Source organism: Pseudomonas shiyinii (assembly GCF_056725765.1).
The window spans coordinates 1,289,511-1,313,548 of the sequence record NZ_CM161522.1; the positions used below are offsets into that span (position 1 = coordinate 1,289,511).

A 24,038-nucleotide genomic window follows, 5' to 3' on the forward strand; every position below is an offset into this window, starting at 1 on the left:
CATGTTCGAAGCTGCGCGTTGGGGTGATGAAATTGAGCATACCGGTGCTTTGGCCGGATTTCTTGCAGGGGCGGTGATTGGCTTGGTGATCGCTACAGCGGCGAGCTTCACCATTTGTACCGCCGGTTTTGGTGGTTTTCTGTTGGCAGCAGCCGTCGGTCTCGGTGCCAGCCTGATTCCGATGATGGGCGAGCGATATGGCTCTACGTTCAGTTCACCGGCTGGACAGATAGAACGGGCCGGATGCTCGACGAATGTGTTCATCAACCAGCGGAACGCGGCCCTCGCCACATCGAGTACTGCAAAGTGCGAGAAGCACCCTGCGACCGTGCGGGTGGCGGAGGGCTCCTCGAATGTGTTCATCAACGGTGTGGCTGCTGCGCGCAAGGGCGACAAGCTGACCTGCGGCGCCAAGATTTCGGGCGGGTCGAACAACGTATACATCGGTGGCGGCACCACGCGCTATTTGCCGGTGGACGAGGAGGTGCCCGAATGGCTACGGGTGACCGTCGACATATTGATGGTCGTGGCGTCCATGGGGCGTTCGGTCTGGTCGGTCGGCCGTCTGGGCCTACAGGCGGGTCTCAAGGCCGCCGGCCCTTGTGCCTTACGAGTAGGCGCCACGATTGCGGCAAGCTACCTTGCCGGGCGCTACATCATTGGCCCCGCCGTGGAGCGAGCGATTGGTGGCTTTATCGGAAACCCGGTAGACATGACCAATGGCCGTAAACTGCTGGGCGACGAAACAGACTTCGTGTTGCCGGGGTTGATGCCTATCGAATGGTCTCGTTTCTACGCTAGCGATCTTGCCGTAGAGCGTGCGCTGGGGCGGGGTTGGATCTTGCCCTGGGAGCAGAATCTGCGCCGCAAGGGTGGCTTTGTCTACCTCACCGACAACCAAGGCCGCAGCGTTCCGTTCATCGATCTGGAGCCCGGCGAAAGCATCTACAACCCCCATGAGCACATCCACCTCGTGCGTACCGCAGGTGGGCACTACATTCTGCAAACACTGGACAATGTTTTTTTCTACTTCGGCGAAGTGCCGAACGACAATAGCAGGGTCCCTTTGCAGCGTCTGGAGAATGCGCTGGGCCATTATTTGCATTTTACCTACAGCGCAAATGGCAGCCTGACGGACATCACAGCACCAGGCGCTGTGCGTGTCCACTTGCACTACGACCATCCATTGGGGCGCCTTACCGACGTCAAACGCGTGGTGGGCGACAGCGCTGTGGAAACCCTGGTGCGCTATCGCTATGACGATAACGGCCAACTGATCGAGGTCATCAACCGCAACGGTGATTCCGTCCGGCATTTCCACTACGCCGACGGCCTGATGGTACGCCACAGCAATGCGCTGGGCCTGATGTGCGAATACCGCTGGCAAACCCAGGACGGTAAACCGCGCGTGGTCGAGCACTGGACCAGCGACGGCGAGCATTATCATTTCCGCTACGACTTCGGCCAACGTACCAGTTGCGCGACCGACGTGTTAGGCCGCGAACTGGAGATCCAGTACAACGAGGACAACCGCGTCATCGCCAGCCGGGATTTTGGTGGCGAACGCTACAAGATCGATTTCGACGCGTTCGGCAACATCGTCGGCCTCACCTTGCCCGACGGTAACCCGCTGGCGCTCAAGTACGACGACTTTGGCCGCCTGGTCGAGGAAACCGACCCACTGGGCCGCAAGATCAGCTACAAGCACCACTTTGCGACGCCACTGGTCACCGAAACCCGTTTCCCGGATGGGAGCGTGTGGAAGTCCCGCTATGACGACAAGGGCAACCTGGTCGCCGAGATCGACCCACTAGGCAACAAAACCGAATACCTCAACGGCGAAGATGGCCTGCCGCACACCATCATCGATGCGAACTTCAAGTCCAAGTACCTGTGGTGGAACGCCTACGCCCAGGTCGAAGGCTTCGAGGACTGCTCGGGCAAGAGCACCTATTACCGCTACGACGAGCGTCAACACCTGGTCGCCGTCACCGATGCGCTGAACCAGACGACCACGCTGGAGCGCAAGCCGGACGGTGAGGTGCTGAAAATCATCCACCCGGACGGCACCTCGGAAACCTTCACCTACAACCCCCTCGGCCAGGTAATCGCCCACACCGACGGCAAGGGCCAGACCACCCGCTTGCAGCGCACTTCAAGAGGCCTTCCCAGCGGCCGCCAGGATGCCAAAGGGCAGCGGGTGCGGTACGAGTACGACAAAGCCATTCGCCTGACCGCGTTGGTCAACGAGAACAACGCGACCTATAGCTTTGCCTACGATGCATCGGACCGCTTGGTCGAAGAAGTGCGGGTGGACAACCTGATGCGGCGCTTCACCTACAACGAAGGTGGTCATCTCACCCGACTGGATGAGATGGGCTACGGCGAAAATGCCGAACGCCCGGAACGGCACACGCTGTTCGAGCGTGACAGCATTGGCCGGTTGGTCGCCAAGATCAACCGCGATGCGAGCCAGACCTTCGCGTACGACGACGGCGACCGGTTGCTGAGCATCGAGCGGCAACCGACCGGGATCGGCAAGCAGCTTGGGGTCACGGAAGAAAAGCTGGAGTACGCCTACGATTTGCTCGGCCGGCTGACGAAAGAAATCACGCCCGCCGGCACGCTCGGTTACGAGTACGACCCGCTCAGCAACCTGACCACCCTGACATTGCCGGACGGCCGCAAGGTCAACCACCTGTACTACGGCAGCGGGCACCTGCACCAACTGAACCTGGACGGCCAAGTCATCAGCGACATGGAGCGTGATGACCTGCACCGCGAGGTGTATCGGACCCAGGGCAAGCTCACCAGTTGCTTCGGTTATGACGCGATGGGGCGCAAGGCCTGGCAGTTTGCCTCGACCTTGCCGGCCGACAAGCTCTCGCAGGTGCATAACACCGGCATCAATACCTCATTGTTGGTGGAGCATGCGTATAACCCCATCCACCGCCGTTATCAGTACGATCCTGCAGGCGAACTGGTACGCACGCTCGACAAGCTGCGCGGCGAGGTCAAATACGAATACGAAGCCAACGGCCAATTACGCAGCCGCGATACCGGCTCGCTGATTGGAAGCGAAGAGTTTCGTTACGACGCGGCGGCCAACCGACTCGATTTCAACGCGCGCCAGTTCGACAAGGTCAAGGACAACCGGATCAAGCAGTGGCGAGACCAGGAGTACCGCTACGATCCGTGGGGCAACCTGATCGAGAAGCGCTCGGGGCACAGCACGCTGCAGCACTTTGCCTATGATTGCGAAAACCGGTTGGTTCGGGCGGAAACAACGGTCAATGGCAAGCTGGAGAGCACTGGACACTACCGTTATGACAGCTTGGGGCGGCGGATAGCGAAGCAGTCGGAGATCAACGGCGAGGTCGAACAGAAACGCTTCCTGTGGCAAGGGCTGCGGATGCTGCGTGAGGAGACGCCGGGACAGAGCATTCTGTATTTCTATGAGCCAGGGAGTTACGCGCCGCTGGCACGCGTCGATCAGGTCGAAGGGGAAGGGCAGAAGGTCTATTACTTCCATACTGACCAGATCGGAACGCCGCTGGAGCTGACGGATAGCGAAGGTGGGATCGTTTGGCAGGCGACGTATCGTTCGTGGGGGGAGATTGAGCAATTAGTCGTCAATAAGGTTGAGCAGAATCTGCGCTTCCAAGGGCAGTATTTCGACTTGGAGATTGACCTATATTATAACTTATTTAGGTATTACGATCCGGAAGTCGGGCGTTTCGTTACACAGGATCCTATAGGATTAGAAGGTGGAAGCAATATATATGCTTATGTGCCCAGCCCGATTACATGGGTCGATCCTCTGGGGCTTTCTCCATGCTCAATGCGGGACGTTAATGGAACCAAGATATTCGGAAAGGGCCAGAAAGATGGTACGCCTGGCCATAACCAGTTCTCTGAGGTTATCGCTAATAAGCTGGCCATGAGCGGGAAGTTCAAAGAAATCTATTTGAATAGATCATATAACTTCGCCAGCGGTAAAGGAGTGTCAGGGCGACGACCTGATATCATGGCTATTGATAAATCTGGAAGGGTGCACGCCATAGAGCTTGCGTCTAAAACTGATATGGGAAGGAAGTTGCCGTCATTAACTGTACGGAATCAGGCGGCAATGAATAATTTGCCAAGCACCGGGCAGGGAAGTATTGTTGTATTGAGACATCCTTATGATGCCTCGAAAGTAAAGAGTGCCTTGGATAATCTGATTGGTAGTATATAGGTGGAATGATATGGGCGCAGCTAAAGCAATGGCGGTTTACGGGATTGAAGAGGTTTCTGCTAAATTGGCATACGAAATCGGATTGCTTTTTTTTCGGGTTATAAAGCTTGAAGTAACAGCTTCAGGATATTATCGGTATCGTGAGGATAGAGCTGACGAGGATATTGACTTTATCGAAGTTTCAAGGGCTAAACTAAAAGGTGAAATTGAAGCTGGTAGGGCAACATCGTTCAGGCTTTATTGTACAAGCGAGAGCAGTAATCTCTGGGATGCCTCATTCGGATACACGACAAACGATTTCGGAGGTTTTTATCATTTCGATGCGCAATGCCTAGATCAACATTTTGGAAAAGATAAATTTTTAGAGTTTGTCGAGAAGTTGGGCGAGTTGAGCGAATTCAGGTACGCAATATTTTATTCGGTAGACGATGTCTCGGAAGGCTTTTATTATGCTGGCGGGGAAAATCTGAGTAGTGTGTACGATTACGAAAATCCAATACTATTCAACAAGGAAACAGGAGGGAGGTTTAAAGGGGCGGAACGGTACAAGGATAAAATGTTGAGGATGGTGTATCCGCTAAACGTTATAAATGAGGAGCACCTCAATCTACAGGTAGGGGATGGCAAGCTGCAGGACTGGATTCTTAGCGAAGAGCGGCGTGGGCTGTTAAAGCCAAGCTTAAATAGGATGTGGGTGTGGGAGGTCAAGGAGGAGAACTTGGAATATGTTAATGCCGAGCTTGGGGCTGCTGGGTTATTAATTGCATGGAAACCGTTGCGCTCTGCAAAGAAAAGTAAGTTAACGTTTTGATTTTCAGGCAAAATTCTTAGGGGCGTGATACTGTCTCTGCGTGTTTTTCCAGCTGAACCTGGATAGCCAAGCCATCAGCGACATGGAGCGCGATGACCTGCACCGCGAGGTCTACCGGACCCAGGGCAAGCTCACTTTGCGTTCCTTTACAACTACCTCACCCACCGCGCGTATTACCTGAAGCAGACAACGGATCAGCAGGGCTGGAACCCGTTCGAGGGCCAGCGGATGATTTAAACCGAGTTGGTCGGCCCCGCCTCGATTACTTGGGGCCGCTGGAGGCTTGGAGATTTCAGGCGTGCCCTGTTTCAAGCCTCACTTCGGGTAGAGCGGAGGTAAGCTTGTGCTTTCACCTGCCGGCAACAACACCTGCTCCGCCGGCGGAATCGTGCCGATCGCTCGCCATAAGTCCTCACCCTGCCAGTACTGACCGCTCTCGCTGTACAGCGCCCCATTCAATCCATCCAGCGCGTCCGACAACGGCACGAAACGGGCGGCCATCTCGGCGAGGGTTTCCGGTTGCTGGCGCGCCCAGGCATCCAGGGCCTGGCGGGTGGCCTGGGGGTCGTTGGCCTGGCAGGCGCGCTTGAGGTCGTCCAGCAGGGTGCGTGGGCTTGGCCCGCTCTGTGCGGCGCGCAAGATGGCCGGTTGCGAGCGTGCGCGCCACCATAGGGCAAAACCCAGCACAGTGGTCAGGGCCAGCAGCACCGTCGCCAATTGCCACGGCCAGAGCAGGGCCGTGCCGCTGCTGGTGTCGCTGACCGGTGTTTCGCCGCTCAGGGCCGGGTTGTCCTGCACGGTCAGGGTGCGTGCCGGCAGGCTGCTGTGTTCCAGATGATCTTCGCGGGTGTTCCACCAGGTGACGTCCAGGGCCGGCAGGGCCAGGTCGCCGCTGTGGGTGGGGACCAGCGCCTCGCGTTCTTCACGGTTGGCGGTCATGCCGCGTTCGTTGATCTCGTTGCGCAGCAGCGGCTGGTCGGGGTAGCGGCGCAGGCCATGGATTTCGGTGGCCGGCAATTGAGGAAGCTGGGTGCTGGACAGCCCTTCGGCGCGCAGGGTGATGCTGCGGGTCAGGGAGTCGCCGATCTGCGTGGGCTGGCCGTTGGGTTCCGGGTTCCAGTGTTCCTCCAGGCTCAGGTTGCGGGCCGGCAGCCAGGGCTGGTCGGCTGGCCAGGCGCTGGGGATCGGCCGCACGCCAAGGTGCAGCGGCAGCGAGCTGACCTGCACCTGGCGGCCGACCCGGGGCGTGCCGGCCGGCTGCACGCCGCTGTCGGCGGCGGTGGCGGTGAAGGTCAGTGCCGGGATGTCGAGGCTGCCGCTTTGTTGCGGGTAGAGCGCATAGCGGGTCTCGATCACCCCGTGGCGGACCCCGTCGATTTCCTTTTCATAGGTGCGCGACTCGCCCAGCGGCTCGACCTTGGCGTTGGGCAGCTGCAGGGGGCTCAGGCTGCTGTCGTCGTACAGCGGCACCGAATGGTAGATGCGCAGGGTCAGCACGGCCTGGGCCTGGACATAGACTTCCTGGCGGTCGAGGGTGGCTTCGATGAACACCTGGGCGGCGCTTTCCGGGCGGCTGGCGTCGGCCTGCAACACCTGCAGCTCGATGGCCTGGCTCTGCGAGCGGCCCAGCTGCAGTTCAGGGATGCGCAGGCTGCCGCTGCGCCTCGGCAGCAGGGTGATGATCCAGCGGGTGCTGGCGCGGGTCTCGCCGTCCAGGGTGTGCAGGCTGTTGAGCTGGCGTGTGCCGCGCACTTCGAAGTCGCCTTCCAGGGCGCGCAGATCGGGCTTGCCGAACTGCGTGACATCCTGGCTTTCCAGGGTCAGTTCCAGGGTTTCGCCGGCCTGCAGGCGGGTGCGGTCGACGCTGGCCTGCAAGGTCGGTTGCGCCTGGGCCTGGAGAAGCCACAACAGGCTGAGTAGGAAGACGCCGAGGCGACTCATCGTGGGTTGTCCTGATGCAATTGCTGTTCATACCAGAATTTGCGCCGTAGCAGCTGGGCGGGGTTGTCGGGAATCTCCCGCAACCATTGCTCCAGCGCCTGGCGCTGTTCGGCATCCAGGCTGGTGGAAGCCGGCCGCTGTGGTGGCTGGGTCACCCCATCGTCAGCACCGGGCTGGTTGCCGCCCTGGGCCTGCTCGTTGCTGGCGCCTTCGCCGGGTTCTTCGGCGGCGCCCTGTTCTTCGTTGCCGGGTGTGCCCTGGGCCGGGTTGGCCGCCGAGCTGCTGTTGCCTTCGGTCTCGTTGCCGGGCGTGCCTTGGGCATCGCTGTCGGCCGGTTGTTCCTCGGCCTTGGCCTGGCGTTGTTGCAACAATTGCTGGACCAAGGCCTGGTTGTCCAGTGCTGGTTGCAGGTCGGGCTGGCGTTCCAGGGCTTGTTCGTAGGCATCCAGCGCGGCCTCCAGCTCGCCGGCGCGGGCCAGGGCGTTGCCCCGATTGTAATGGGCCGCGGCACTGCTGCCTTGGGCGAAGGCCCGCGCTGCGCCTTCGTAGTCGCCGGCCTGGTACAGCGCCACGCCGCGCCATTGTGGGTCCTGGAAGTGCCGGGCGGCCTCGGCGGGGCGTTGTCGCTCCAATAGACGCTGGCCTTGTTGGTCAGGGCGCAGCCACAGGTCGTTGAATTCGAAGGCCTGGCTCGGTTGTGGCAAGGCCAGCAGCAAGGGCAGGCAGAACAACCAGCCGCGTCGGCCGGCGCAGGCTGCCAGCAACAGCAGGGGCAGCAGCAGCCAGTGGCCCTGGTCGGCCCAGCTGTCGAGCTGCATTGTCTGGCCGTCGTTGCGTAGGGCGCGGGGAGTGTCGAACAGGCCCAGGCCACGCAGGTCCAAGTCGTCGATGCGGGCATGGCGATAGCGCCCGCCGGTGCCGTTGATGAAGGCCTTGAGGCTGGCGCCGTCCAGGCGCGGCACGAGAATGCCGCCTTGTTCGTCCTTGAGGAACTCGCCGTTGGCCTGGCGCACGGGGGCGCCTTCGGCGCTGCCGACCCCCAGCATCAACAAGCTCGGGCCCTGGCGGCCGAGGGCCTTGAGAATACCGGTGCGTTCCTGCTCGTTCAGGGAGGAGCCGATCAGCAGCAGACGGCCCTGACCCAGGCCGCTCTGGGCCAGCAGGGCCAGGCCTTTCTGCACGGCGAGGTCCGCGCGCTGGCCAGGTTGCGGCATGATCGACGGGTCGACGGCCTCGAGCAGGTTGCGCGTGGTGCCCAGGTCGTCGGACAGCGGCACCAGGGTATGTGCGCTGCCGGCATACACCACCAGCGCGGTCTGGCTGTCGCGGCGGTGCTCGAGCAGGTCCAGGACCTTGCGCCGGGCCTGTTCCAGGCGGTTGGGCGCGCTGTCCTCGGCGAGCATCTGCGGGGTCAGCTCGAGCAGGATCACCAGCGGGTCGGCAGGGCGCTGGCGGGTTTCTTCAAGGCGTTGCCAGCTGGGGCCCAGCAGGGCCAGGACCACCAGCAGCCAGGCCAGCCCCAGGGCTACCCAGGGCAGCTTGCTGGCCTGGCCCTTGCCGCCGCCGAGCAGCACGGCATGGAATTGCGGCGGCAGGATCATCTGCCAACGCCCGGCACGCTTGCGCCGATGCCACAGCTTGAACAGCAGCCAGCCGAGCAGGGGCACCACCAACAGCCAGAGCGGGCGCAGCCATTGTGGCCAGAGTTCGATCATCGCCGCCTCCTCAGGCGCAGGCGCTTGAGGCGCTGGCGCCATTCCGGGTGCGGCTGCAGGAAGCGTGGCCGGCGCAGCAGGCGCTGCAACAGGTTGTCCGGCCATTGCACAGCCACCACCAACAATACGCTCAGCAGCAACGCCAGGGCCAGCGGCCAGGCGTACAGCGCCTTGGCGGTGCGCGCCTGGGTCGGTTGCTGGGCCACCGGTTCCAGCTGGTCGAGGGCATCGCCGATGGCGTCCAGTTCGGCGCCGTTGTGGGCGCGGAAATAGGTACCCTGGGTCAGCTCGGCGATCTCCTTGAGCGAGGCTTCGTCCAGGTCCAGGCTCGGGTTCAGGCCGAGCAGGCCGGGGGTGCCGCTGGCCTCGGGGTTGGCGCCGATGCCAATGGTGTAGATGCGCACGCCTTCCTGGGCAGCCAGGCGGGCGGCGGTCAGCGGGTGGATCTGCCCACCGTTGTTGGCGCCGTCGGTGACCAGCACCAGCACACGGCTCTGTGCCGGGCGCTGGCGCAGGCGCTTGACCGCCAGGCCGATGGCGTCGCCGATGGCGGTGTTCTTGCCGGCGATACCGATCTGCGCTTCGAGGAGGAAGGTGCGCACGGTGCGTCGGTCGAAGGTCAAGGGCGCCTGCAGGTAGGCCTCGCTGCCGAACAGAATCAGGCCGACCCGGTCGCCTTCGCGATCCTGGAGAAAGTCGCCGAGCAGCGCCTTGACCAGGTCCAGACGGCTGATTTCGTCGTCCTTCCACTGCATGTCGGGGAAGTCCATGGAGCCGGATACATCCACCGCCACCAGCAGGTCGCGGCCACTGGCCGCCACGGGTACCGGGTCGCCCAGCCATTGTGGGCGCGCGGCAGCCAACAGCAGCAGCACCCAGATGACCACGAACGGCGCCTGTTGGCGCCAGGTCGGCAGGTTCAGCCGCGCCCGGCGTCCGGCGAGGCCTTCGAGCTCATCGAGAAAGCCTACCTTGAGTACCGGCTCGCCGCTGTCGGCGGCAGGCAGCAGCAGGCGCGCGAGCCAGGGCAGCGGCAACAGCAGGAAAATCCACGGCCAGGCCAACTCAAACATGCTTGCGGATCCAGGTTTCGACCGCCTGGGCAAGCCCGGCGATGGCCTTGTCGTCGAGCTTGCACTCGGGTTTGTAGGCGCCTTCGACCAGTACCATCCAACGGGTCAGGCCGGCGGCCGGGCAGCGGTTGTCGAGAAACGCCAGCCATTGCCGGCCGTTGAGGGTATGGCTGTTGGCACCGGGGTAGTGGTTGCGGCACAGGCGCTTGAGCAGCGCGTTGATCTGCTGCAGCCAGGCGCCGGCCGGCGCGCCGTCGTACGGGCGCGGCAGGCGGGCGAGCTCGGCCAGTGCCTCCACGCGCACCGGGTCCAAGGGCAGCTCGGCGCGTACGATCGGGCGCTTGGTCGGGCGCCAATGGCGAACCCGCCATAGCCCCCAGCCAAGCAGCGGCAGCAGGGCGAGCAGCACCCACCAGCCGGGCGCGGGTGGCCACAGGCTGACCGCCGGCGGGGCGATCAGCGGTTGCAGCTGGTCCAGCGGGTTCATTGCGTGCTCCCGGGCCGCTGGGCGTTGAGGTACTCGCGCAGCTGTTCGATCATGTCGCTCTGGGTGCTCAGGGGCATCATCAATACCCGTAGCTTCTGCGCCAGCAGCTCCCAGCGTTCGATGCGCGCCTCGGCCTGCTGGCGGTAGGCCAGGCGCAGGTTGGCATCGAGTGTGTCGAGTTCCAGCTGCGCGCCACGCTGGGCGAAGCGCAGCAGGCCGGCGGCGGGCAGGGCATGGTCGAGCGGGTCGGACACCGGCATCAGCAGCACGTCGCAGTGGCGCGAGAGCATGCTCAGGTGCTGCTCCACGCCGGGGCTCAGGGCACGTTCGTCGCAGATGATGATGGCCAGGCTGCCAGGGCGCAGCACCTCGCGGGCGCGGCGCAGGGCCAGGGCCAGGCTGTCGGCCTGGGGCTGGGCTTCGGTGTGCAGTGCCTGGTTGACCTTGGCCAGGCGGTTGAGCAGTTGCAGCAGGCTCTGCTTGCTGCGCCGTGGCTTGATCTCATGGTGCTCGTTATCGCCGAACACCAGGCCGCCGATGCGGTCGTTATGCCCCAGCGCGGCCCAGCCGAACAGGGCCGCCGCCTGGGCGGCCAGCACCGACTTGAACATCAGCCCCGAACCGAAGAACAGGCGCTGGCTCTGCTCGACCAGGATGAAGATCGGCCGCTCGCGCTCTTCGTGGAACAGCTTGGTATGAGGCTCCTGGGTCCGCGCGGTGACGCGCCAGTCGATGTTGCGCACATCATCGCCGGCCTGATAGACGCGTACCTGGTCGAAGTCCACGCCGCGCCCGCGCAGCTTGGAATGGTGCAGGCCGACCAGCGGGCTGCGCTGGCCGGGCCGGGAGAACAGCTGGATCTCGCGCACGCGGTGGCGCATGTCGATCAGCTCGGCCAGGCCAATGCGGATGCCGGGTTCGGCCAGGTACGCGGTGGGCATGGAATCAGGCGACGGCGACAACGTCGAGGATGCGCTGGACCACCCGGTCCTGGTCGATCCCCGCCGCTTCCGCCTCGAACGAGAGGATGACGCGGTGGCGCAGCACGTCGAACAGCACCGCCTGGATATCCTCGGGGCTGACGAAGTCGCGCCCGGCCAGCCAGGCATGGGCCCGTGCGCAGCGGTCCAGGGCGATCGAGCCGCGTGGGCTGGCGCCGTAGGCGATCCAGTCGGCCAGCTCGGCATCGAACTTGGCCGGCGTGCGGGTGGCCATGACCAGTTGCACCAGGTATTCCTCCACGGCATCGGCCATGTACAGGCCGAGGATTTCCTTGCGCGCGGCGAAGATTGCCTGCTGGCTGACCCGCCGTTCCGGCTTGGCCTCGCCGCCCAGGGCTTCGCCGCGGGCCTGCTGGAGAATCCGACGTTCCACTGCGGCATCCGGGAAGCCGATCTTCACGTGCATCAGGAAGCGGTCGAGCTGGGCTTCGGGCAAGGGGTAGGTGCCTTCCTGCTCGATCGGGTTCTGGGTGGCCATGACCAGGAACAGCGGCGACAGCTCGTAGGTGCTGCGCCCGACACTGACCTGGCGCTCGGCCATGGCTTCGAGCAGCGCCGACTGGACCTTGGCCGGGGCGCGGTTGATTTCGTCGGCCAGCACCAGGTTGTGGAAGATTGGCCCTTGCTGGAACACGAAGCTGCCAGTTTCCGGGCGGTAGATCTCGGTACCGGTGATGTCGGCCGGGAGCAGGTCGGGGGTGAACTGGATGCGGTGGAACTGCGCCTCGATCCCCTCGGCCAGTTCCTTGATGGCCTTGGTCTTGGCCAGGCCAGGCGCGCCTTCGACCAGCATGTGGCCGTCGGCCAGCAATACGATCAGCAGGCGTTCGACCAGTTTCTCCTGGCCAAGGATCTGGGAGGAAAGAAAGGTGCGCAGCGCGATCAGCGCCTCACGGTGTTCCATCGTCGACGGTTCCTGGAAATGGGCCGGCGATGCGTGTACCGCAGCGTCCGGGCAGGGGCTGATACTTTAATCCATACGGGCCCATGCCGACCAATGGCGGCGTGGAAATTTCTCGGCAGGCACAGTGCCATCTGCCTGTCCACCTCTGTAATCTGCTGATTTTCCACGCCAGCGGTTTGCTCCTTCATTGTTCATTTTCGAACAGCGGAAAGGACCGATGGACCTACCACAGCCGACTGGCCCGATCACCTTGCGGATCGGCGTTTTCTTCGACGGGACCGGCAACAACCAAGGCAACAGCGTTGCGCCCGGTGGGGCGGTGGACGGCCGCCTGGGCAGCTACAGCAATGCTCCCAGCAACGTGGCGCTGCTCCATGGCTTGTACCCGCAGGCCAGCGATGGCGCTTCCACGGTGTATCTCAGGTGCTACATCGAGGGGATCGGCACCTGGGCGGGCAAGGACGATTCAGCATTCGCCCAGGCGACCGGCCTAGGCCGCAGCGGCGTCGAGGCCCGTGTCGCCCAGGCCGCCCAGGCGATCGCCGGGCAGATGCGTGCCTGGCTGGCCAGCCGGCCCCAGGCGCAGGTTGCGGCCCTGGAATTCGACCTGTTCGGCTTCAGTCGTGGCGCGGCGGCAGCCAGGCACCTGGCCAATGACCTGGGCAAGGGGGGCAATAGCTTGCTGGCGCGGACCGGCGTGTTGAGCGAAGGGTTCGACTGGCAGGCCAGGCCGGTCATCAACTTCATCGGCCTGTTCGACACCGTGGCGGCGATCGTCGAGCCGCTCAAAGGCAATTTCAGCCCGGCCAACGACCGCTATGCCGGGCTGCAGCTGGGGCTGGCCGCAGGTGCGGCGCGCAAGGTGGTGCAACTGGTGGCTGCTGACGAGCACCGGCACAACTTCCCGCTGGTGCGCAGTGACAACGACATCGTCGTGCCAGGCTCCCATTCGGATATTGGCGGGGGGTACCTGGAATGCATGGTTGAGCAGATGCTGCTCAGCAAGCCGCGCTCGAACCTGGTGCCAGTGCGCACGCCTGTGGAGCAGACCCAGGCCTACATCCTGACCGCCGCACAATTGGCCAGGGACCATGCTCATACGCCAGCGCCTGCGCCCCGGGTCTTGACCTGGGAGGAGCCGGTCGAACGAAGCGACCCCCGTGATGAGCCGTACAAACGGGTCTATGCGGCGATACACCGCGAGCGGGAGGTACGTGGGCACTTGTCGCGGGTGTACCTGCGCATCATGCGTGAACTGGCGGTGCGGGCGCAGGTGCCGTTCGCCGAAGTGGACGAGAGGGGCGCGGCGCTCTGCTTGCCGCAGGAGCTGCAGGAGATCAGCGACAAGCTGCATGACTTCGCCTTGGGGCGAAGCACTGAGCCGGGGCTGACCGTGGAGCAAAGGCAATTGCTGGAGGCGCGCTATATCCATGCTTCGGCGCATTGGAATGCGCTGAAGGGGCTGCGCAACAGTGAACTGGATGTGGTGTACATCGACCGGCCGGCGGAGGGCGGGCGGGTGATGCATGGCAATCGGTGATTGGCCTGAGCCGGCCCGATCGCGGGACACGTCGGACCGCGATCAGGCCGGAGGGGCCGGTCAGTTCTTCGAGGTCGAATGCCTGCGCCCCTGGTCCAGCAGCGCAAAGACCACCACCAGCACACCGGAAACCGCCAGGATCAACGCCACGCCATCGGTGGAGTGGGTCGCCGAGCCAGCCACCAGTGCCAGGCCGCCCAGTGGGGCCAGGCCACCGGCCACGGCCGTGCCGATCTCGCGGCCGGTGCCGAAGCCCGAGGAGCGGGTCTGGGTCGGGAATTGGCGGCTGAGGAACGAGCCTTGGGGGGCGAACATCATCGGGGCGAGCAGGCCGGTGCCGATGGCGATGGCGATGTAGATCAGCGTCGGCTCGCCGGTTTCCAACAGCTTCAGGAATGGGAAGGCGAACAGCGCCGACAGCAGGCCACCGAGCATCAGCACATGCTTGCTGCTCCAGCGGTCGCACAACCAGCCGAAGAACGGCACGGCGAAGATCGCCACCAGGCTGGCCAGGGTCACCGACAGCGAGGTGACATGGGCTTCGACGCCCTTGAATTGGGTCAGGTAGGCCAGTGAGAAGGTCTTGAAGATATAGCTCAGGGCGTTGTAGCCCACGGCCACGAAGAACACCACGGCCAGGCCCTTGAGGTCGTGCTTGAACAGCAGCTTGAGCGGCGAGACCTGCGGTTTGTCCTTGGCCTGGTCGAGTTCCTTGAAGTCTGGCGTCTCGGGGATGCTCTTGCGCACCCACAGGCCGATGCCCACCAGGGCGATGCTGGCGATGAACGGGATGCGCCAGCCACCGGCCAGGAGGAATTCGTTACCGTTCATGGTCAGCAGGTACACCGTCAACGACGACAGCAGCAGACCCAGGTTCAGCCCCAGCGCCGGCCAGGCGCCCTGGCTGCCGCGCTTGCCTTCGCTGGCATGCTCGTAGGAGGTGACGGCTGCGCCCGACAGTTCGGCACCGGCGCCCAGGCCCTGGATGATACGGATCACCACCAGGATGATCGGCGCCCAGATGCCGATGCTGGCGTAGCTGGGAATCAGGCCGATCAACGCGGTGCACACGCCCATCATGCAGAAGGTGATCACCAGCACCTGCTTGCGGCCGAACCGGTCGCCCAGGTAGCCGAACAGCACGCCGCCGAAGGGGCGGGCGATGAAGCCGATGGCGAAGGTGGAGAAGGCCAGCAGCGAGGCCACCGCCGGGTTGCTGGCGTCGAAGAAGATCTTCGAGAAGACGATCGCCGCCATGGTGGCGTACAGGTAGAAGTCGTACCACTCCAGCATCGAGCCGAAAATGGTCGCCGCGGCCACCTTGCGCAGGCGCTTGCGTTGCTGTTCCGGGGTTTCGGGCGCGGCCGGGGCCGCCTCATATACCGACATCTGAGGTTCCTTATTGTCTTTGTAGTTGGGTGTGCAGCAGGTTCAGCGGGCCTTGAGGATCCTTTCGGCGATCATCTGGCCAATGGGAATGGCCGAGGTCGCGGCCGGTGACGGGGCATTGCAGACATGCACCATGCGCGGGGTCTCGGCGAACAGGAAATCGTGCACCAGGGTGCCATCGCGCATCACCGCCTGGGCGCGGATGCCGGCCTCGTAGGGCAGCAGGTCCTGGACTTCGAGCTGGGGGCAGTACTTGCGGCACTGTTCCAGGTAGCCGCGCTTGAACAGCGAGTTCTTCATCTCGGTGGTGCCCGAGCCGAGGTTGTTCCAGAGGGTCTTCCAGAAGCCGGGGAAGCGCGCGTATTCGGCAACGTCCCGCCAGTTCACCGAGAACTTGCGGTAGTTCTCCCGGCCCAGGCCGAGCACGGCGTTGGGGCCAACGGTGACGCTGCCGTCGATCATCCGCGTCAGGTGCACGCCAAGGAACGGCAGGTCCGGATCGGGGATCGGGTAGATCAGGTGGTTGACGATCTGGTTCTTGCTCGGCGGCAGCTGGTAGTACTCGCCGCGGAAGGGGATGATCTGGTGGTCGATCTTCACCCCGGCCAGGCGCGCCAGACGGTCGGACTGCAGGCCTGCGCAGGCGACCAGCTGGCGGGCGCGCCAGCTCTGGCCGTCGCTGCTGACTTCGACATGCTCGCCGTGTTCCTTGATCGCCCGCACCGTGGTGGCCATGCGCACTTCGCCGCCGGCCTTCTGAATGACACGGGCCATGGCGTCGCACACCTGCTTGTAATCGACGATGCCAGTGGCATCGAGGAACAGTGCTCCCTTGCCGACGATATTGGGCTCGCGGCGCTTGAGCTCGGTGGCGTCCAGGCGTTCGACCTTCAGCCCGTTCTGCCGGGAGCGCTCGTGCAGCGCCTGCATACGCTGCATTTCCAGGTCGTTGGAGGCCACCAGCAACTTGCCGCAGACCTCGAAGGCAATGCCGTGCTCGGTGCAGAAGTCTTTGGTGGCCTGGGCGCCGCGCTTGCACAGGTCGGCCTTGAGGCTGCCCGGGGCGTAGTAGATGCCCGCATGGATCACGCCGCTGTTATGGCCGGTCTGGTGACGGCCGAGGCTGGTTTCCTTCTCGAGGATCAGCAGCGATGCGCCGGGGCGCTGCTCGAGCAGGGCCATGGCGGTGGCGAGGCCGACGATGCCGCCGCCGATGATGCAGTAGTCGTAGGTCATGCAGGAGGTACCTTGGATTTCTTGTCGGTGGATCTGCTTATCAGGTTGTCAGACTAAGTAGGGCGTGTGAAAGGCTCGCCAGGCCATTGCGTGTGGCTCCGGTGTCAGTCGAGTTCGGGAAGGTCGATTTTCAGGCGCCGTGCCGAGGCCCGCAGGTGCGCTTCGGCGCACGCTGCAGCCGCCAGGCGGTCGCCGTCGGCGATGGCCTGGTACAGCGCCTGGTGTTCGCGGTTGGCATCGGCCGAGCCGCCCACCGAAGAGGTGGCGGAGTTTTCCCAGGCGCTACGCCGCGCGGCCGCCAGCTGGCCGCCGAGAAAATCGTGGAAGGCCACGAAATAGTCGTTCTTGCTGGCTTCGGCGATGGCCCGGTGGAAGGCCACGTCGGCGGCGGAGGCGCTGGCCAGGTCGCTACGCTTGTCGAGCATCGCCTGCAGGGCTTGGCCCATGCGCGCCAGGTCCGCGTCGTCGCGACGGCGGGCGGCGATGGCCGCAGCCTGGGTCTCGATCCACAGGCGCATTTCGAACATCTGCGCCAGGTCCGGCTTGCGCCCGTTGCTGCCGGGGAAACGGAAAACGGTGCCGCTGGGGGTTTGTGAAATGTACGAGCCGAGCCCACGCCGGGCGATGAGCACGCCATCGGCCTTGAGCTGCGCCACCGCCTCGCGCACGACCGAGCGGCTGACGTTCAGCTGTTCGGCCAGTTGCTGTTCGGTGGGCAGGCGCGATTCGGCAGCCAGGCGGCCGGAATCGATCTCTGCGCGGATGGCGCTGACAACCCGTTCGACCAGGGTGTCGGGGCGCTGGAGCTCTAGCATTGGGAATGATTGCCTATTGATCAGGTTGTCAGACAATGCCTGTGCCGGGGGCGGTCTGTCAATGATCTGGCGTTATCGAGGGGGCTGTAAGAGCGGCCTTGTGCCGCGAAAGGGTCGCAACCCGGCCCCAGGTTCTGCGTATAGACGCATGGATGGCCGGGGGCGCTGCGCGCCCCTTTCGCGGCACAAGGCCGCTCCTACAAGGGGGCGGGTCGGTTTCAGAGTTCGGAAACGAAAGTCCCGGTACCGTCGAGGATGTTGCGCAAGGTCAGCTCGACCTCCTCAAGGTCGGTACCTGCCGAGGTCAGCACGATCTCCAGCTGTTCGGAGCCCTTGAGGGCATCCCGGTCGCTGGCCGCCACTTCGATCAGCAGCCGCGTGGCACTGAGCGTCACCTTCAGGCCGTCGAGCGTCGATGGCTCGTCGTCCAGAGTCAGGTCCACGGTGTCTTCGTCCGGGTAACGGGTGAGCAGGAACATCTGGCCCTTGTCGCTGTGGCAGCACAGGGTCGCCATGTTGTCTTCTTCTTCGTCGCAGGGCGTGGCGAAGAGCAGGGCGGTTTTCAATTGCATGGCTGGCTCGGGTCGAAGGTATGAAAGGGGAATTCTGACAGCCTTGCCCGCGTACATAAACGTAAAGTTACCGCCCCTTGACCGAAATTGTCGCAGCGCTGCAAGCCCTGGTGACCACTCAGTCGTTAAGCTGCCCAGTCGATGGACACCCGTAAAGCCACAGCCCGAGGGCGGCAGTCGTCTTTGCAGGTGCTCATCCATGAACGGATGGACGCGAAATGGCGTCCGACGCCTGGTTTTCACCGTCCAGTCGCCACGGGTTGGCTATCGTTGATTCGTGTACGGCGGACGCACGCGACGCTTCACCAAATAACAAAGCCCAAGCGGAGTACCACAGATGGCGTTCTTCACCGCAGCCAGCAAAGCCGACTTCCAGCATCAACTGCAAGCGGCCCTGGCGCAGCACATCAGCGAACAGGCACTGCCACAAGTGGCGCTGTTCGCCGAACAGTTCTTCGGCATCATCTCTCTGGACGAACTCACCCAGCGCAGGCTTTCCGACCTGGCCGGCTGCACCCTCTCTGCCTGGCGCATCATCGAGCGCTTCGACCCCGAGCATCCGCAGGTACGGGTCTACAACCCCGACTACGAACGCCACGGCTGGCAGTCGACCCACACCGTGGTCGAAGTGCTGCACCATGACCTGCCGTTCCTAGTCGACTCGGTGCGCACCGAACTCAACCGCCGCGGCTACAGCATCCACACCCTGCAGACCACGGTGCTCAGCGTACGGCGCGGGGCCAAGGGCGAGCTGGTCGAGCTGCTGCCCAAGGGCACCCAGGGTGAAGGCATCCAGCATGAATCGCTGATGTACCTGGAGATCGACCGCTGTGCCAGCGCCGCCGAGCTGACCACCCTGAGCAAGGAGCTGGAGCAGGTACTGGCCGAGGTACGTGTGGCGGTGGCCGACTTCGAGCCGATGAAGGCCAAGGTCCGCGACCTGGTGGAGCTGGTGGAGCAGACCGCGTTCGGCCCGGCACAACACGACAAGGCCGAGGTGAAGAGCTTCCTGTCGTGGCTGCTGGACAACCATTTCACCTTCCTCGGCTATGAAGAGTTCGTGGTCGAGTCCGATGCCGGCGGTGGCCACCTGGTCTATGACGAAGGCTCGTTCCTGGGCCTGACCCGCCTGCTGCGGGCGGGGTTGGGCGCCGACGACCTGCGCATCGAGGACTACGCCGTCACCTACCTGCGGGAACCCGAGCTGCTGTCGTTCGCCAAGGCCTCGCAACCGAGCCGCGTACACCGCCCGGCCTACCCGGACTACGTGTCGATCCGCCAGATCGACGCCGACGGCAAAGTGGTCAAGGAGTGCCGCTTCATGGGCCTGTACACCTCCTCGGTGTACGGCGAGAGCGTGCGCACCATCCCGTACATCCGGGGCAAGGTGGCCGAGGTGGAGCGCCGCTCGCACTTCGATCCCAAGGCCCACCTGGGCAAGGAGCTGGCCCAGGTACTGGAAGTGCTGCCGCGCGATGACCTGTTCCAGACCCCGATCGACGAGCTGTTCACCACGGTCATGGCGATCGTGCAGATCCAGGAACGCAACAAGATCCGCGTGTTCCTGCGCAAGGACCCGTACGGTCGCTTCTGCTACTGCCTGGCCTACGTGCCGCGTGAAATCTACTCCACCGAGGTGCGCCAGAAGATCCAGCAGGTGCTGATGGAGCGCCTGAAGGCCAGTGACTGCGAGTTCTGGACCTTCTTCTCCGAATCGGTGTTGGCACGGGTGCAGTTGATCCTGCGTGTCGACCCGAAGAACCGCATCGACATCGACCCGCAGCAGCTGGAAAACGAAGTGATCCAGGCGTGCCGCTCCTGGCAGGACGACTATTCGGCGCTGGTGGTGGAGAACTTCGGCGAAGCCCAGGGCACCAACATCCTGGCCGACTTCCCCAAAGGCTTCCCGGCCGGCTACCGCGAGCGTTTCGCGGCGCATTCGGCGGTGGTCGACATGCAGCATGTGCTGGCGCTGTCCGAGAGCAAGCCGCTGGCGATGAGCTTCTACCAGCCGCTGACCCAGTTGGCCGAGCGCCAGTTGCATTGCAAGCTGTACCATGCCGATACGCCGCTGGCGCTGTCGGACGTGCTGCCGATCCTGGAAAACCTCGGCCTGCGCGTGCTGGGCGAGTTCCCGTATCGCCTACGGCACGCCTCGGGCCGTGAGTTCTGGATCCACGACTTCGCCTTCACCTACAGCGAAGGCCTGGACCTGGACATCCAGCAACTCAACGACATCCTGCAGGACGCCTTCGTCCATATCGTCAAGGGTGACGCCGAGAACGACGCCTTCAACCGCCTGGTGCTGACCGCCGGCCTGCCATGGCGCGACGTGGCGCTGCTGCGCGCCTATGCCCGCTATCTCAAGCAGATCCGCCTGGGCTTCGACCTGGGCTACATCGCCAGTACCCTGAACAACCACACCGATATCGCCCGCGAGCTGACCCGGCTGTTCAAGACCCGCTTCTACCTGGCGCGCAAGCTCACGGTCGACGACCTGGACGACAAGCAGCAACGCCTGGAGCAGGCGATCCTCAGTGCCCTGGACGAGGTCCAGGTGCTCAACGAAGACCGCATCCTGCGTCGCTACCTGGACCTGATCAAGGCCACCCTGCGCACCAACTTCTACCAGCCGGACGCCAACGGGCAGAACAAGCCGTACTTCAGCTTCAAGTTCAACCCCAAGCTGATTCCCGAGCTGCCCAAGCCGGTGCCCAAGTTCGAGATCTTCGTCTATTCGCCACGGGTCGAGGGCGTGCACCTGCGCTTCGGCAACGTGGCCCGCGGCGGCCTGCGCTGGTCGGACCGCGAGGAGGACTTCCGTACCGAAGTGCTCGGCCTGGTCAAGGCCCAGCAGGTGAAGAACTCGGTGATCGTGCCGGTCGGTGCCAAGGGCGGCTTCCTGCCGCGCCGCCTGCCGCTGGGCGGCAGCCGCGACGAGATCCAGGCCGAGGGCATCGCCTGCTACCGCATCTTCATCTCTGGCTTGCTGGATATCACCGACAACCTCAAGGACGGTGGCGTGGTACCGCCAGCCAACGTGGTGCGTCACGATGACGACGATCCCTACCTGGTGGTGGCGGCCGACAAGGGCACCGCGACCTTCTCCGACATCGCCAACGGCATCGCCATCGACTACGGCTTCTGGCTGGGCGATGCCTTCGCTTCGGGCGGTTCGGCCGGCTACGACCACAAGAAGATGGGTATCACCGCCCGTGGCGCCTGGGTGGGCGTGCAGCGTCACTTCCGTGAGCGCGGCATCAACGTGCAGGAAGACCCGATCACCGTGGTCGGCATCGGCGACATGGCCGGCGACGTGTTCGGCAACGGCCTGCTGATGTCCGACAAGCTCAAGCTGGTGGCCGCGTTCAACCACCTGCACATCTTCATCGACCCCAACCCGGACCCGGCTACCAGCTTCGCCGAGCGCAAACGCCTGTTCGAGCTGCCGCGTTCGGCCTGGAGCGATTACGACACCAGCATCATGTCCGAGGGCGGCGGGATCTTCCCGCGCAGTGCCAAGAGCATCGCCATCAGCCCGCAGATGAAGGAACGTTTCGCCATCGAGGCCGACCGCCTGACGCCGACCGAGCTGCTGCATGCCCTGCTGCAGGCGCCGGTGGACTTGCTGTGGAACGGGGGTATCGGTACCTACGTCAAGGCCAGCAGCGAAAGCCACGCCGATGTCGGCGACAAGGCCAACGATGCCCTGCGGGTCAACGGCAACGAGCTGCGCTGCAAGGTCGTGGGCGAGGGCGGCAACCTGGGCATGACCCAGCTTGGCCGGGTCGAGTTCGGCCTCAATGGCGGCGCGACCAACACCGACTTCATCGACAACGCCGGCGGCGTGGACTGCTCCGACCACGAGGTCAACATCAAGATCCTGCTCAACGAAGTGGTGCAGGGCGGCGATATGACCGAGAAGCAGCGCAACCAGCTGCTGGGCAGCATGACCGATGAAGTCGCCTCGCTGGTGCTGGGCAACAACTACAAGCAGACCCAGGCCTTGTCGCTGGCCGCGCGCCGGGCCCTGGAACGCATCGCCGAGTACAAGCGCCTGATGGCGGACCTCGAAGCCCGTGGCAAGCTGGACCGGGCCATCGAGTTCCTGCCGTCCGAGGAGCAGCTGGCCGAGCGCCTGGCCGCAGGCCAGGGCCTGACCCGCGCTGAACTGTCGGTGCTGATCTCCTACAGCAAGATCGACCTCAAGGAGCAGTTGCTCAAGTCGCTGGTGCCGGACGACGACTACCTGACCCGCGACATGGAGAACGCCTTCCCGCCGTCGCTGGTCAGCAAGTTCGCCGAGGCCATGCGCCGTCACCGCCTCAAGCGCGAGATCGTCAGCAACCAGATCGCCAACGACCTGGTCAACAACATGGGCATCACCTTCGTGCAGCGCCTGAAGGAGTCCACCGGCATGAGCCCGGCGAACGTCGCCGGTGCCTATGTGATCGTGCGTGACATCTTCCATCTGCCGCACTGGTTCCGCCAGATCGAGGCCCTGGACTACCAGGTCCCGGCCGAGATCCAGCTGACCCTGATGGACGAGCTGATGCGCCTGGGCCGTCGTGCCACCCGCTGGTTCCTGCGCAGCCGTCGCAACGAGCAGGATGCAGGCCGTGACGTGGCGCACTTCGGGCCGAAGATCGCGCAGCTGGGCCTGAAGCTCGACGAACTGCTCGAAGGCCCGACCCGCGAGCGCTGGCAGCAGCGCTACCAGGGCTTCGTCGAGGCCGGCGTACCGGAGTTGCTGGCGCGCATGGTCGCAGGTACCACGCACCTGTACACCCTGTTGCCGATCATCGAGGCCTCGGACGTCACCGGCCACGACCCGGCCCAGGTGGCCAAGGCGTTCTTCGCCGTGGGCAGTTCGCTGGACCTGACCTGGTACCTGCAGGAAATCAGCAACCTGCCGGTGGAGAACAACTGGCAGGCCCTGGCCCGCGAGGCGTTCCGCGACGACATCGACCTGCAGCAGCGGGCGATCACCATTTCCGTGCTGCAGATGGCCGACGCGCCGGACGACATGGACGCCCGCGTGGCCCTGTGGAACGAGCAGCACAAGGTGATGGTCGAGCGCTGGCGCGCCATGCTCGATGACCTGCGCAACGCCACGAGTACCGACTATGCGATGTACGCGGTGGCCAACCGCGAGCTGGTCGACCTGGCGATGAGCGGGCAGGCGGCGGTGATTCCGTCCTGAGCGTGATGTTGAGGTAAAAGAAAGCCCCGGCAGCGATGCCGGGGCTTTTCTTTTATAGCCTACCGCGTGCCCATGTAGGAGCGGCCTTGTGCCGCGAAAGGGCCGCACAGCGGCCCCGGCAATATCCGCTTGATGCACTGATCCCTTGGGGGCGCTTCGCACCCCTTTCGCGGCACAAGGCCGCTCCTACAGGGGGGCGGTGCTACTTGAAGCGGCGCTCGACGCCTTTTTCCACCAGGATCTTCGCCGAGATCTCCTCCACCGAGAAATGCGTGGAATTGATATGCGGGATGTTCTCCCGGCGGAACAGGCTCTCCACTTCGCGCACCTCGAATTCGCACTGGGCGAAGCTCGAATAACGGCTGTTGGGCTTGCGCTCGTGGCGGATGGCGGTCAGGCGGTCGGGGTCGATGGTCAGGCCGAACAGCTTGTTCTGGTGCTTCTTCAGCACCGCCGGCAGTTGCAGGCGCTCCATGTCGTCTTCGGTCAACGGATAGTTGGCCGCGCGGATGCCAAACTGCATCGCCATGTACAAACACGTCGGCGTCTTGCCACATCGCGACACGCCTACGAGGATCAGGTCAGCTTTGTCGTAATAATGGGTGCGCGCGCCGTCGTCGTTGTCCAGGGCGAAGTTGACCGCCTCGATGCGCTCCATGTAGTTGGAGTTACCGCCGATCGAGTGGGACTTGCCCACGGAATACGACGAATGGGCGGTTAATTCCTGCTCCAGCGGGGATAAAAACGTCGAAAAGATGTCGATCATGAAGCCGTTCGAGGTGGCCAGGATTTCACGGATGTCCTGGTTGACGATGGTGTCGAAGATGATCGGCCGCATGCCGTCCCGCTCCGCCGCGTCGTTGATCTGGCGGACCATGTTGCGCGCCTTGTCCGGCGTGTCGATGTAGGGACGGGTGAATTTATTGAAAGGAATGCTATCGAATTGTGCGAGCAGGCTTTGGCCCAGCGTTTCGGCAGTGATACCGGTACCGTCGGAGATGAAGAACGCGGATCGTTTCATTTGCACCCTGGGCCTTAAGCTGCCGAAGTTTTCTGGAGTATGATAGGTTCGGTTTGCCGAACGCGTGTGTTCGGCATTCTCACTTATTTTCCA

Annotated in this window: 15 protein-coding genes; 4 read left to right on the forward strand and 11 right to left on the reverse strand. The window is 63.6% G+C overall.

Features of this window, described 5'->3' with window-relative positions:
• The first annotated feature begins 1 nt into the window (after nucleotide 1).
• Both ACXHGZ_RS06120 and ACXHGZ_RS06125 read left to right on the forward strand, forming a co-directional pair.
• A complete protein-coding gene (locus tag ACXHGZ_RS06120) occupies nucleotides 2–4,237 on the forward strand; it encodes an RHS repeat-associated core domain-containing protein (RefSeq protein WP_480462883.1) in 4,236 nt (1,411 codons plus the stop codon).
• Between the two features lie 10 nt (nucleotides 4,238–4,247).
• On the forward strand, nucleotides 4,248–5,048 hold the full coding sequence (locus tag ACXHGZ_RS06125; protein ID WP_480462885.1) for a hypothetical protein: 801 nt from the start codon (nucleotides 4,248–4,250) through the stop codon (nucleotides 5,046–5,048).
• A 315-nt stretch (nucleotides 5,049–5,363) separates the two neighbouring features.
• Here ACXHGZ_RS06125 and ACXHGZ_RS06130 read toward each other — a convergent pair whose 3' ends face one another.
• From ACXHGZ_RS06130 to ACXHGZ_RS06155, 6 genes are read right to left on the reverse strand one after another with little or no spacing between them, the layout of a single operon-like run.
• Nucleotides 5,364–6,989: a BatD family protein gene (locus tag ACXHGZ_RS06130; RefSeq protein ID WP_480462887.1), complete on the reverse strand. Its 1,626-nt coding sequence runs from the start codon at nucleotides 6,987–6,989 to the stop codon at nucleotides 5,364–5,366.
• Nucleotides 6,986–8,704, reverse strand: a complete 1,719-nt coding sequence (locus tag ACXHGZ_RS06135) for a tetratricopeptide repeat protein (protein WP_084855089.1) — start codon at nucleotides 8,702–8,704, stop codon at nucleotides 6,986–6,988. Before ACXHGZ_RS06135 ends, ACXHGZ_RS06130 begins: the two co-directional genes overlap by 4 nt.
• Nucleotides 8,701–9,777, reverse strand: a complete 1,077-nt coding sequence (locus ACXHGZ_RS06140; RefSeq protein ID WP_480462889.1) for a vWA domain-containing protein — start codon at nucleotides 9,775–9,777, stop codon at nucleotides 8,701–8,703. The genes ACXHGZ_RS06135 and ACXHGZ_RS06140 overlap by 4 nt, the downstream gene beginning before the upstream one ends.
• Nucleotides 9,770–10,264: a DUF4381 domain-containing protein gene (locus ACXHGZ_RS06145; RefSeq protein ID WP_084855091.1), complete on the reverse strand. Its 495-nt coding sequence runs from the start codon at nucleotides 10,262–10,264 to the stop codon at nucleotides 9,770–9,772. Before ACXHGZ_RS06145 ends, ACXHGZ_RS06140 begins: the two co-directional genes overlap by 8 nt.
• Nucleotides 10,261–11,205, reverse strand: a complete 945-nt coding sequence (locus ACXHGZ_RS06150; protein ID WP_480462891.1) for a DUF58 domain-containing protein — start codon at nucleotides 11,203–11,205, stop codon at nucleotides 10,261–10,263. The genes ACXHGZ_RS06145 and ACXHGZ_RS06150 overlap by 4 nt, the downstream gene beginning before the upstream one ends.
• Nucleotides 11,206–11,209: 4 nt before the next feature.
• Nucleotides 11,210–12,169 (reverse strand): AAA family ATPase, encoded by a 960-nt coding sequence (locus tag ACXHGZ_RS06155; protein ID WP_084855092.1) that lies wholly within the window; start codon nucleotides 12,167–12,169, stop codon nucleotides 11,210–11,212.
• Between the two features lie 217 nt (nucleotides 12,170–12,386).
• Between ACXHGZ_RS06155 and ACXHGZ_RS06160 the strand changes: the two genes are divergently transcribed.
• Nucleotides 12,387–13,709 carry a phospholipase effector Tle1 domain-containing protein gene (locus ACXHGZ_RS06160; protein WP_480462893.1) on the forward strand — a complete coding sequence of 441 codons (1,323 nt, stop codon included), beginning with the start codon at nucleotides 12,387–12,389 and terminating at the stop codon, nucleotides 13,707–13,709.
• A 60-nt stretch (nucleotides 13,710–13,769) separates the two neighbouring features.
• On the opposite strand, the gene ACXHGZ_RS06165 is transcribed toward ACXHGZ_RS06160, so the two are convergent.
• From ACXHGZ_RS06165 to ACXHGZ_RS06180, 4 genes are all read right to left on the reverse strand, one after another.
• Complete coding sequence (locus ACXHGZ_RS06165) at nucleotides 13,770–15,098, reverse strand: MFS transporter (protein ID WP_084855094.1); 1,329 nt, start codon at nucleotides 15,096–15,098, stop codon at nucleotides 13,770–13,772.
• A 42-nt stretch (nucleotides 15,099–15,140) separates the two neighbouring features.
• Nucleotides 15,141–16,334: an L-2-hydroxyglutarate dehydrogenase gene (gene lhgD, locus ACXHGZ_RS06170; protein WP_480462895.1), complete on the reverse strand. Its 1,194-nt coding sequence runs from the start codon at nucleotides 16,332–16,334 to the stop codon at nucleotides 15,141–15,143.
• Nucleotides 16,335–16,438: 104 nt separating this feature from the next.
• Complete coding sequence (locus ACXHGZ_RS06175; protein WP_084855096.1) at nucleotides 16,439–17,149, reverse strand: FadR/GntR family transcriptional regulator; 711 nt, start codon at nucleotides 17,147–17,149, stop codon at nucleotides 16,439–16,441.
• Between the two features lie 218 nt (nucleotides 17,150–17,367).
• Nucleotides 17,368–17,721, reverse strand: coding sequence for a hypothetical protein (locus ACXHGZ_RS06180; protein WP_084855097.1), 354 nt, complete (start codon nucleotides 17,719–17,721; stop codon nucleotides 17,368–17,370).
• A gap of 337 nt (nucleotides 17,722–18,058) precedes the next feature.
• Between ACXHGZ_RS06180 and ACXHGZ_RS06185 the strand changes: the two genes are divergently transcribed.
• Nucleotides 18,059–22,924: an NAD-glutamate dehydrogenase gene (locus ACXHGZ_RS06185; RefSeq protein ID WP_084855098.1), complete on the forward strand. Its 4,866-nt coding sequence runs from the start codon at nucleotides 18,059–18,061 to the stop codon at nucleotides 22,922–22,924.
• Nucleotides 22,925–23,126: 202 nt separating this feature from the next.
• Here the strand turns inward: ACXHGZ_RS06185 and ppsR are convergent, their stop codons facing one another.
• Nucleotides 23,127–23,945 carry a posphoenolpyruvate synthetase regulatory kinase/phosphorylase PpsR gene (ppsR, locus tag ACXHGZ_RS06190; RefSeq protein ID WP_084855099.1) on the reverse strand — a complete coding sequence of 273 codons (819 nt, stop codon included), beginning with the start codon at nucleotides 23,943–23,945 and terminating at the stop codon, nucleotides 23,127–23,129.
• Nucleotides 23,946–24,038: the final 93 nt, after the last annotated feature.

Bases quoted from the DNA above. Each gene is read 5' to 3' on its own strand.
- lhgD (WP_480462895.1), bottom strand. From the start codon at position 16,334: ATGACCTACGACTACTGCATCATCGGCGGCGGCATCGTCGGCCTCGCC.
- ACXHGZ_RS06120 (WP_480462883.1), top strand. From the start codon at position 2: ATGTTCGAAGCTGCGCGTTGGGGTGATGAAATTGAGCATACCGGTGCT.
- ACXHGZ_RS06125 (WP_480462885.1), top strand. From the start codon at position 4,248: ATGGGCGCAGCTAAAGCAATGGCGGTTTACGGGATTGAAGAGGTTTCT.
- ACXHGZ_RS06180 (WP_084855097.1), bottom strand. From the start codon at position 17,721: ATGCAATTGAAAACCGCCCTGCTCTTCGCCACGCCCTGCGACGAAGAA.
- ACXHGZ_RS06135 (WP_084855089.1), bottom strand. From the start codon at position 8,704: ATGATCGAACTCTGGCCACAATGGCTGCGCCCGCTCTGGCTGTTGGTG.
- ACXHGZ_RS06140 (WP_480462889.1), bottom strand. From the start codon at position 9,777: ATGTTTGAGTTGGCCTGGCCGTGGATTTTCCTGCTGTTGCCGCTGCCC.
- ACXHGZ_RS06155 (WP_084855092.1), bottom strand. From the start codon at position 12,169: ATGGAACACCGTGAGGCGCTGATCGCGCTGCGCACCTTTCTTTCCTCC.
- ACXHGZ_RS06165 (WP_084855094.1), bottom strand. From the start codon at position 15,098: ATGTCGGTATATGAGGCGGCCCCGGCCGCGCCCGAAACCCCGGAACAG.
- ACXHGZ_RS06145 (WP_084855091.1), bottom strand. From the start codon at position 10,264: ATGAACCCGCTGGACCAGCTGCAACCGCTGATCGCCCCGCCGGCGGTC.
- ACXHGZ_RS06150 (WP_480462891.1), bottom strand. From the start codon at position 11,205: ATGCCCACCGCGTACCTGGCCGAACCCGGCATCCGCATTGGCCTGGCC.
- ACXHGZ_RS06160 (WP_480462893.1), top strand. From the start codon at position 12,387: ATGGACCTACCACAGCCGACTGGCCCGATCACCTTGCGGATCGGCGTT.
- ppsR (WP_084855099.1), bottom strand. From the start codon at position 23,945: ATGAAACGATCCGCGTTCTTCATCTCCGACGGTACCGGTATCACTGCC.
- ACXHGZ_RS06175 (WP_084855096.1), bottom strand. From the start codon at position 17,149: ATGCTAGAGCTCCAGCGCCCCGACACCCTGGTCGAACGGGTTGTCAGC.
- ACXHGZ_RS06130 (WP_480462887.1), bottom strand. From the start codon at position 6,989: ATGAGTCGCCTCGGCGTCTTCCTACTCAGCCTGTTGTGGCTTCTCCAG.
- ACXHGZ_RS06185 (WP_084855098.1), top strand. From the start codon at position 18,059: ATGGCGTTCTTCACCGCAGCCAGCAAAGCCGACTTCCAGCATCAACTG.